The sequence below is a fragment of the Streptomyces sp. NPDC000880 genome, assembly GCF_053599675.1.
In genome coordinates this window covers 1-8,642 of record NZ_JBSFMS010000195.1, presented here as the reverse complement: position 1 = coordinate 8,642, position 8,642 = coordinate 1, and the positions used below count along the sequence as shown (strand labels likewise).

Genomic DNA, 8,642 nt, shown 5'->3' with positions numbered 1-8,642 from the left:
TGGGCACCTTCAGCACCCGCTTCACCGAGCTGGTCGGCATGCCGCCCAGCGCCTACCGGCGCCGCGCAACGGGCGCTGCGGCGGGGATGCCGCCGCGTGTGGCAGAACAGGTGACAAGACCGATCAGGAATCAAGAAGCGCCGGTCGCCGAGCTGCAACTAGCGTGACGGCTATGGCTTCCATCGAATCCGTCACCCTCGACGTGGCCGACCCCACGGCCGCCAACCGCTTCTACACCGCCGTCTTCGGTTTGGACACGCAGATACGCCTGCGGGCCTCGGAGGCACCCACAACCGGCTTCCGTGGGTTCACGCTGGCGCTCACGGTGTCCCAGCCGGCCACCGTCAACAGCCTCATCGACGCCGCCCTCGACGCCGGCGCCACGCCGCTGAAGCCTGCCGCGAAGTCGCTCTGGGGCTACGGCGGTGTCGTACAAGCCCCGGACGGGACGATCTGGAAGGTCGCGACCTCGGCGAAGAAGGACACCGGCCCTGCCACCCGGCGGGTCGACGAGATCGTGCTCCTGCTGGGAGTCGCGGACGTGGCCGCGAGCAAGCGGTTCTACGTCGACCAAGGCCTTGCCGTGGCGAAGAGCTTCGGCCGCATGTACGTCGAGTTCGCTGCTGGGTCGAGTCCCGTCAAGCTGGCGCTGTACAGGCGCCGTGCCCTTGCCAAGGACGCCGGCGTCTCTGCCGACGGCACCGGATCGCACCGGATCATGATAGGCAGCGATGACGGGCCTTTCACCGACCCAGACGGGTTTGCATGGGAGGCCGCATCGCCGACACCCACGCCCTGATTTGTCACTCTGCCTGACGGACCGATGACCGACGGAGCCCCTCCCGAGCAAGGGCTCTCCACGAAGTGACTGGAGGAAGAATGACGGGCGCGCCGCCGCGTGGGCTTGAGGAGAGGCTGCGGGACACTCGCACGAAACTGGAGAGCGACGTCGATCTCTGGGTCGCGACGTCGAGCTCCCCGGGCGGCGTCCACCTCATCCCGCTCTCCTACCGTAGTTCTCCAGACTTCCTGATGTCTCTTCCCGTCCACGGATGCTCGGGCCCGCCGGGGGTCAGCGCGGCACCCAGCTCGCGCCGGCGCCGCGCGGCGGGGCCCGGACGGGTGCGGCGAGGGCGAGCGGCACGGGGAACTCCACCCGCCAAGGGTGACCCGGCACCGTGAATTAATTGGGGAGGCGCAATGCTCAAGCGCGCACGCTGCGAATCGTCGAGGAAGCATTGAAAAGCGGGGACGGCACGCTGCGGCTGATCGTCTTCATGGGAGCGGCCACCTGCGCCGCACTCACCCTCGGTGGTGGCGCCTGGCTCGCGGGTCTGCTGTAGCGGTGCAGAGGCGCGATCCAGATTTTTCGGAGTTCGGCGGTCTGAGGATGTCGAGAACGTGCCACCGGCTCCGTCCCAGGGACATCAGCGGCCACCACCGGCCGCACGAGGAAGAAGGAGAAACCAGCATGGCGATTCAGCGGATGGACAACGTCGGCATCGTCGTCGAGGACATGGATGCCGCCATCGCGTTCTTCGTGGAACTCGGTATGGAGCTGGAGGGCAGGGCGGAGGTCGAGGGCCTCTTCGCCGACCAGTGCACCGGACTCGACGGCGTCCGCTGTGACATCGCGATGGTCCGGACCCCGGACGGTCACAGCCGGCTCGAGCTGGCGAAGTACCGCAGCCCCGCGGTGATCAGCGCCGGGCCGCGCAACCGGCCGCACAACATTCTGGGCACGCACCGCGTCATGTTCGCCGTCGACGACATCGAGGACACCGTTGCCCGCCTGCGCCCTCACGGCGCCGAACTCGTCGGCGAGATCGCCCGGTTCGAGGACAGCTATCTGCTCTGCTACCTCCGCGGCCCGGAGGGCATCATCGTCGGACTGGCCGAGCAACTGCGCTGAGAAGGAGAAACCGAACCATGCAGCCGAACGAGATCATCGAGGTTCTGAACCGCCCGATCAGCCAGGAGCTGCTGGCCCGTGACGTGACCCGCCTGGCCTACGTCGCCAAGGACGGAACCCCGCGCAACGTACCGATCGCCTTCACCTGGAACGGGTCGCACATCGTCATGTGTACGACGAAGAACGCGCCCAAACTCCCGTGGCCACCCTCGCGCACAGGCTCCTGAAACGACGGCACCAGTAGGTGAGACACATCTGAGTGTCTGGAGAACGGGACGGGACCGCGTTCCTCATCTCGACGCCGCGCGGTCACCGGCCGCAACCTGCTGGCAGACGGCCAGGTGCGACTCGGCCTCGGGCCGACGCGCGACGTCGTTGTCGTCGAAGGCACCGCCGAGCCGGTGGACATCGCCAACCTCGGCCCGGAGACGGGCGACGCGTTCACGACCAAGACCGGTTTCGACCCGCGCGAGCTCGACGAGCCCTACCAGTACTTCCTGATCCGGCCGCGGCGCATCCAGGCCTGGCGGGAGGCGAACGAGCTGCAGGGACGCAACCTCATGCGCGACGGCCTCTGGCTCGGCTGACCGCCGCACGCAAAAACACCCGCCCTACCCGTGTGTCAGTTCTCCGGAGTTCATCGCGGCACCGTAAGGACGAACCTCTGTGCGTGGGTGCCTGGCCAGCGACTCCTTTACTCAGGTCGCCCTCACGGGTGAAGCATTGCCAAGTCCGAGGAACCTTTATCCAGCATGAAGGTCTCAGCCCTACCGTGATGAAACGCCCACATCCCGTGAAGTCGCTGAGGGGAAGCCCATGGGCCTGACCGGTGTACGAGACCTCCGTGACGCCCGACGACCCACCACCGCCGAGGAGTTGGAGAGGTTCGAAACCGACATTTTGGCAGGGTTCATCCTCGCTCGAGCTGCGGCCGGTACGGCCGACATCAGCAACGACATCGGTAATCTCCAGCAGATACGTGACTGGTTCGGCCGGCCCCTGTGGGAGATGGACCCCCCCCCCCGACGCGGATGAGTACTTCGGGCGGGAGGTGCGGCATCTCGCGCCAACCACCCGGCGGGGCAAGGCCGACGCTCTGTCTGTCTACTTCCAGTTCCTGGAACTGCGTCATGCCGTTGAGATTCACAACCTCACTGGCATCGTGGTGCAGTGCCCGCTGGACGAACTGAACCGGCAACGCGGCTCGTATCAGTTGCTGATCCGGGTCCCGCCGTCGGAACGCGAGATAGCCGAGCTGTTCCAGGGCTGGTCCTGTGATCTGCAGACCTGCCGGAAGTTCGCAACCGGGGCTCGCAACTTCACCGCTGCTCGGCTGATGTCGCAGGTGGGGCTACGTATCACCGAGTGCCCGTGTCTGAGCCTGGACGACATCAAGTGGGAGGTCGGACGGTTCGGCAAGGTACACGTGCGCTACGGCAAGGGATCGCGGGGCGCCGGTCCGAAGCAGCGGCTCGTGCCCTTGATCAACGGGGCCCGGTCCACCGCCCAGTGGTACGTCGAGGACGTCAGGGGCTACTTCGACGACGAGTGGGACCGCCCCGGTGCGCCTCTGCTCCCGTCGGAGCGCAGAAACGCGGACGGCACGTCAAAGCAGGTCAGCTCTCAGTCCCTGCGAGACGGCCTGAACGAAGCTGTCGAGCGGCATCTGCCGGCGTGGGCCGGACGGCTGACCCCGCACGTCCTGCGCCACTTCTGCGCCAGTCAGATGTATCTGGCCGGGATGGATCTGATGGCCATCCAGGAGCTGTTGGGCCACAGCTGGCTCGCCACCACCATGCGGTACGTGCACGTCCAGCGCACCCACATCGAGGACGCCTGGCTGCGAGGACAGCAACGAGCTGCCCGGCGTCTGGAAGGGACTGATCCCATGAAGTGGAACCTGCGTCTCGCGGCAGCGAACCGCGGCATCTGGAAGGCCAGCGAATTGCAGCGGATGCTCGCTGAACGCGGACTCACGATGAGCGCGGGCAAGCTCTCCGGGCTGTGGTCGGGCCAGCCGAACAGCATCAAACTCGACGAACTCGAAGTCTTCTGCGCCGTGCTGGCTCACGGACCCGAGGAACTCCTGGTCCGTGAGCCGGAGTCCGTGGCAGCCCGCGCTCCCGACGAGTCGGAGACGTTGGAGGCGATCGGCCAGTCGGCGCCCGCTGATCGTTCGTGTGTAGACGTCGCAATCCACACCGAACCCGGAAGGCCTTCACTCATTCAAGATCACCCAACCGTGATCACTGTCACCAACCTCCGTGGACAGAACACCTAGGGCCTGTCCGGCGGATCATGCCGGACAGGCCCGTGGTCCCGAGGAGGGCTCAGCGCTGGAGCGTGAAGGCGAAGTCGCCGGAGAGCTTGCCGCTCAGCCGGACTGCCGAAACGAGTTTCCCCTCCGTGATCAGTCTCTCGACCTCGGCCCGCGAAAGACCGCAACCTTCAGCGATCAGTCGCACCGGCCGGACAGGGATCCGCGCCGCAAAGCGGACCGAGACGTCGATCACCTCGCGGTCCAGGTGATCCGATCCGCCGGTGTCGAGGCGCCAGGCGTTGTCCCAGTCGGGGTCTTCGAAGTTAGGCGGGTGCGGTGACCGTCGTTCGTCCTGCGTGTCACGCAGTGTGAGTGACGGGCTGTCCGGACGATCGGGTCCCGCCAAGTGGTGTAGCCGATCAAGGCGTGGGGCAGTCGCGAGGGTCGACGCCTGGCGGGAAGCCGTAGATCCCTGGGGGGTTGACGGAGTCGTCGGCGATGTCCAGGGGGCAGATGCCCCAGCGCTCGGAGATTCGCATCACGTGGTCTTCTCCGGGCATGGCATCGAACCAGTCGTCCCAATCGGGCTCCTGCCAGTCCTGCCACCCGTCTTCGAGCCAACGTTGTCCAACGCCGAGTTCCTTCTCGATGTCGGTGGGCTCGCCAAGATGTAGTGGGACTTCGCCTCGCTCGCCTATGTAGCAGTAGGCGCGGGTCAGTTCGCCGGATTCGACCTTGGCCCAGGCGTGATACTCGCTGATGCGGTCGGTGGCGAAGTATTGGACGTCGCCGAGCTGCTTACTTAGCGTCTGGAGCCAGGCGGGAAAGCGTGGATCTGTGGCGTCGGTCACGGGAGTTAGGTGGATCCGGCTGTGGGCGATCGTCCAGTTGGGGACTGGCCTGGCCACGAAAACGCCCCGTCGGTAGGCGGCGCTAGTGCCGCCTGTCCAGTCCACGACCCGCCGGTGTTGCAGGCAGAGGGCGTCGGCTGCCTTCTCCGGCGCGGCGTCCTGGACTGCGAGCCATGATGTCTTGTAGCCGATGCCCATGATCCCTCCCATCGCGGTAACTGGGGGGATCATCACAGGTGTTGCCATCATGTGTCTCGGTGGGCGTGGCCGTCGTTGGCCATGAGGTGAGGTGGCCTGCCCTTGCTCAGGGAGCAGTCACAGCCAATCGGTGTGCGCCCCGGGGGCACGTCCCCACGCCGTCCCACGCCTTGATCGGCTACACCACTTGGCGGGACACCATCGTCCGGACCCGGGCGCAAGGCGCCCGTGGCCATGAACGATCATGACTGTTCTCTACGCAGCTTGATCACATGGAACCACGGGCTTGGACAACAATACGACGAAGCTGTTGGACCTCGACGGCCTGGCCGTGGAGCAAGTCGAGCGCCTGGCGGACGGCACCCGGCGGGTGCACCTGGTCACCGCGGACGAGACAGCACGGGCCCGCCCGTCCTGCGGGACGTTCGCCTTACGGGTCAAGGCCCTGGTCCGCACCCAGCCACGTGATCTGCCGTATGGCGAGCGGAGATTGGAGCTGGTCTGGCTCAAACGCCGCTGGTACTGCCACGAGCCGGGCTGCGCCCGGAAGTCCTTCACCGAGCAGGTGCCCCAGATACCGGCGGGCGCCCGGATCACCACCCGGCTACGTCACGCCGCGGCCCTGCGGGTGCGTGACGCCGGCTCCACCGTCGTCCAGGCCGCCCGTGACCTGCACATCTCCTGGCCAACGGTGATGGACGCCTTCCGCACGGCCGCCCGCGAGGTGACCGAGGCCGAGCTGCCCGAGGTGGAGGTGCTGGGCGTGGACGAGACCAGGCGCGGACGGCCCCGCTGGGAACAGGACCCCGACACCGGGAAGTGGCAGCTGACCCGGGACCGCTGGCACACCGGCTTCGTCGACGCCCTCGGCACCGGCGGACTCCTTGGCCAGGTCGAGGGCCGCAGCGCCGCCGACGTCCTGGCCTGGCTGTCCACCACCCCACTGACCTGGCGCACGAACATCCGCTACGTCGCCATCGACATGTCGGCCGCCTACCGCGCCACCCTGCGCACCGGCCTGCCCCACGCGGTGATCGTGATCGACCACTTCCATGTCGTCCAGCTCGCCAACAAGATGCTCTCCACCATCCGGCGCCGCACCACCGCCGAAGTCCGGGGCCGACGTGGACGCGCCACCGACCCGGAGTGGAAGGCCCGCAACCGCCTCCTGCGCAACCGCGAGGACCTCACCGACGAGCAGTTCGAACGAATGTGGAACCCGCTCCTGGACGAAGGACCCATCGGACAGCGACTGCTCGCCGCCTGGATCGCCAAGGAGAGCCTGCGCACCCTGCTCGCGCTGGCCCGCACCGGAGCCGACCGCGAACAAATCGGCCATGCCAGATGGAAGTTCCTCACCTGGTGCGCGGACTCCGACATCCCCGAGGTCACCAAACTCGCCGCCACCGTCGACCGCTGGTGGCCCGAGATCGCCGCGTTCATCGACACCGGCCACCACAACGCCAAGAGCGAAGGGATCAACCGCGTGATCAAGCTCGTCGCCCGCAACGCCTTCGGCTTCCGCAACGCCGAGCATCAGCGGCTACGGACACGATGCGTCACCACCCGACGAGCCCGAGGACACCTCTACCCCGCCTAACTTCGAAGACCCCCCAGGGCAAATGTGGCTTCAGCGGGGCCCACTCGTCGTTCGTCAGATCTCCCCGTCCCACGACGGGCGCAACGACCCCGGCCCGAACCAGTCACATGATCCGCCGTACAGGCCCTAGCCCTTCGAGTCCGGCTTCCAGTCCTGGACGAGGAGCCCGAGCAGCACCTCGTCCAGGAACCCGCCCATCACCCAGGCCGAGGAGCGCAGCACGCCCTCGCGGACGAAGCCGTTGCGCTCGGCGGAGCGCAGCATCGCGGCGTTGTCCGACAGCGTCTCGATCTGCAGCCGCTGCAGGCCGCGCACGACGAAACCGTAGTGGCAAAGCACCGCGACCACGTCGGTGCCGTAGCCCTTGCCGCGGGAGGACGGCAGCAGCCCCAGCCCGATGTGCGCGGACCGGTTGTGGTTGTCGATGCTCCACAGCGACGCGGTGCCGACCAGCGTGCCGCCGTCCAGCTCCACCACGGAGAACGGGACGTGCCGCTGTTCCTTGTCGTCCACCACGAGCGGCGAGTCCTTCGAGCCGGGCGTGATCGGCCGCCACGGCCGGCCTTCGGCCCGCGAGGAGTTGACCACGTCGTCGTAGAGCTCGGCCTGCAGGATCGGGATGTCGTCCTCGTGCCGGGCCCTGAGCCCGACCTTGCCGCCCTTTAGCATGCAAGCTTCCTATCCGACCGGGCTGGCCGGCGGCAAACCAATAAAAAATCGCCTCAGTTGGTGTAGAGGCGGTAGCAGATGAGGGCGCTGGCGAGGTCGATCGCGCACCGGGACCAATCGACTTCTAAAGCACATTGCACAAACCCACTGCGCAAACCCACCACACCCGCGTCGACGCGCTGGTGCTGGCCGTGTCGCTGGGCTGCGCCTGGCTGATCGAACCCGGGGCCGAAGTCCCCGCCCGACGGCCGATCCTGACGCCGCGCCTCAGTGACTGCGATGGGCCCGGTGGACTCAGTGGAGGCAGAGGCAGAACGGATGGCCGGCCGGGTCCGCGTAAATCCGCCAGTTGGCCCCCGGGCGGAGCTGGTCCGTCCGCTCCAGCACGGTCGCGCCGAGGGTGAGCGCCCGCTTCTCCTCGCCGTCGAGGTCGTCCACGTCGAAGTCCAGGTGGAGCTGCTGCGGGCGCTCCTGGCCGGGCCATTCGGGCGCTCGGTAGCCGTCCACCCGCTGGCAGGCCAGCGGCGTCCCCTCGAACCCGTGCACCTCGACCCAGTCGGGATCCTCCGGATCCGCGACCACCCGCCCACCGAGCAGATCCGCGTAGAACTCCGCGAGCCGTACCGGATCGGCGCAGTCCAGCGCGACCGCCTGCAGCTTTCGAATCACTTCCGACACCCCTCGCTCTTCAGCCCGCGACGCCCCCGTACGGGAGGGGTCGTACCCGCCGCGGCGGCGGGCATGCGCGGCGGTACGCCGGACCGCCGCCGCGCTTCACCGAAAGGGGAGGCAGCGGCAGGATCCGCCATCCGCTACGCGAACGCCGCCCGCTCAATCCTCGAACCGGACCCCGAACAACAACCGCCCTGACCACCCCCGTCACGACGAATAAGGCACATTGCACGAGCCAACACCCAAGCCCCGAATGCACCGCACCCCCCGCCCGTCAATAACCCCAACTCCCCAAACCGGGCTCCCGAAAACTTCCACCCCCATTGCACGCAGAGCCGCCCTGTCCACCGAAGTTCAACCCAAAGGAGTTTCAGTTCCGCTTGGAAGTGTCATGAATTAGGTGTGTACCTCCCCGTAGGAGTCACCTGATGAGTACGACAACGGATCACCTGATCGAGGCCGCTGACGGTGTGTCGCTTG

At 67.1% G+C, this 8,642-nt stretch carries 9 protein-coding genes and 2 pseudogenes; 7 read left to right on the top strand and 4 right to left on the bottom strand.

The window, feature by feature from the left end; all coding sequences use genetic code 11:
- The 6 genes and pseudogenes from ACWDO5_RS34340 to ACWDO5_RS34315 form a co-directional block, all read left to right on the top strand.
- Positions 1-167 (top strand): annotated as a pseudogene (locus tag ACWDO5_RS34340) (AraC family transcriptional regulator); the annotation flags it as partial.
- Between the two features lie 5 nt (positions 168-172).
- Positions 173-799: a glyoxalase gene (locus tag ACWDO5_RS34335; RefSeq protein WP_450534460.1), complete on the top strand. Its 627-nt coding sequence runs from the start codon at positions 173-175 to the stop codon at positions 797-799.
- 672 nt (positions 800-1,471) lie between these two features.
- Positions 1,472-1,912: a VOC family protein gene (locus tag ACWDO5_RS34330; protein ID WP_037694117.1), complete on the top strand. Its 441-nt coding sequence runs from the start codon at positions 1,472-1,474 to the stop codon at positions 1,910-1,912.
- Between the two features lie 17 nt (positions 1,913-1,929).
- Positions 1,930-2,139 (top strand): hypothetical protein, encoded by a 210-nt coding sequence (locus ACWDO5_RS34325; RefSeq protein ID WP_246459804.1) that lies wholly within the window; start codon positions 1,930-1,932, stop codon positions 2,137-2,139.
- 114 nt (positions 2,140-2,253) lie between these two features.
- Positions 2,254-2,499 (top strand): hypothetical protein, encoded by a 246-nt coding sequence (locus ACWDO5_RS34320; RefSeq protein WP_450534459.1) that lies wholly within the window; start codon positions 2,254-2,256, stop codon positions 2,497-2,499.
- A 464-nt stretch (positions 2,500-2,963) separates the two neighbouring features.
- Positions 2,964-4,193 carry a tyrosine-type recombinase/integrase gene (locus ACWDO5_RS34315; protein ID WP_450534458.1) on the top strand — a complete coding sequence of 410 codons (1,230 nt, stop codon included), beginning with the start codon at positions 2,964-2,966 and terminating at the stop codon, positions 4,191-4,193.
- Between the two features lie 49 nt (positions 4,194-4,242).
- On the opposite strand, the pseudogene ACWDO5_RS34310 reads toward ACWDO5_RS34315, so the two are convergent.
- Both ACWDO5_RS34310 and ACWDO5_RS34305 read right to left on the bottom strand, forming a co-directional pair.
- A pseudogene (locus ACWDO5_RS34310) lies at positions 4,243-4,596 on the bottom strand (DUF1062 domain-containing protein); the annotation flags it as partial.
- A complete protein-coding gene (locus ACWDO5_RS34305) occupies positions 4,592-5,221 on the bottom strand; it encodes a hypothetical protein (RefSeq protein ID WP_450534457.1) in 630 nt (209 codons plus the stop codon). The pseudogene ACWDO5_RS34310 and the gene ACWDO5_RS34305, both read right to left, overlap by 5 nt.
- 286 nt (positions 5,222-5,507) lie before the next feature.
- Here ACWDO5_RS34305 and ACWDO5_RS34300 point away from each other — a divergent pair, with 286 nt between their 5' ends.
- Positions 5,508-6,821: an ISL3 family transposase gene (locus ACWDO5_RS34300; protein ID WP_450534456.1), complete on the top strand. Its 1,314-nt coding sequence runs from the start codon at positions 5,508-5,510 to the stop codon at positions 6,819-6,821.
- Between the two features lie 126 nt (positions 6,822-6,947).
- On the opposite strand, the gene ACWDO5_RS34295 is transcribed toward ACWDO5_RS34300, so the two are convergent.
- Together ACWDO5_RS34295 and ACWDO5_RS34290 are read right to left on the bottom strand one after the other, a co-directional pair.
- Positions 6,948-7,490 (bottom strand): GNAT family N-acetyltransferase, encoded by a 543-nt coding sequence (locus ACWDO5_RS34295; protein ID WP_450534455.1) that lies wholly within the window; start codon positions 7,488-7,490, stop codon positions 6,948-6,950.
- 294 nt (positions 7,491-7,784) lie between these two features.
- Positions 7,785-8,159 carry a VOC family protein gene (locus ACWDO5_RS34290; protein ID WP_385515096.1) on the bottom strand — a complete coding sequence of 125 codons (375 nt, stop codon included), beginning with the start codon at positions 8,157-8,159 and terminating at the stop codon, positions 7,785-7,787.
- Between the last annotated feature and the right edge of the window lie 483 nt (positions 8,160-8,642).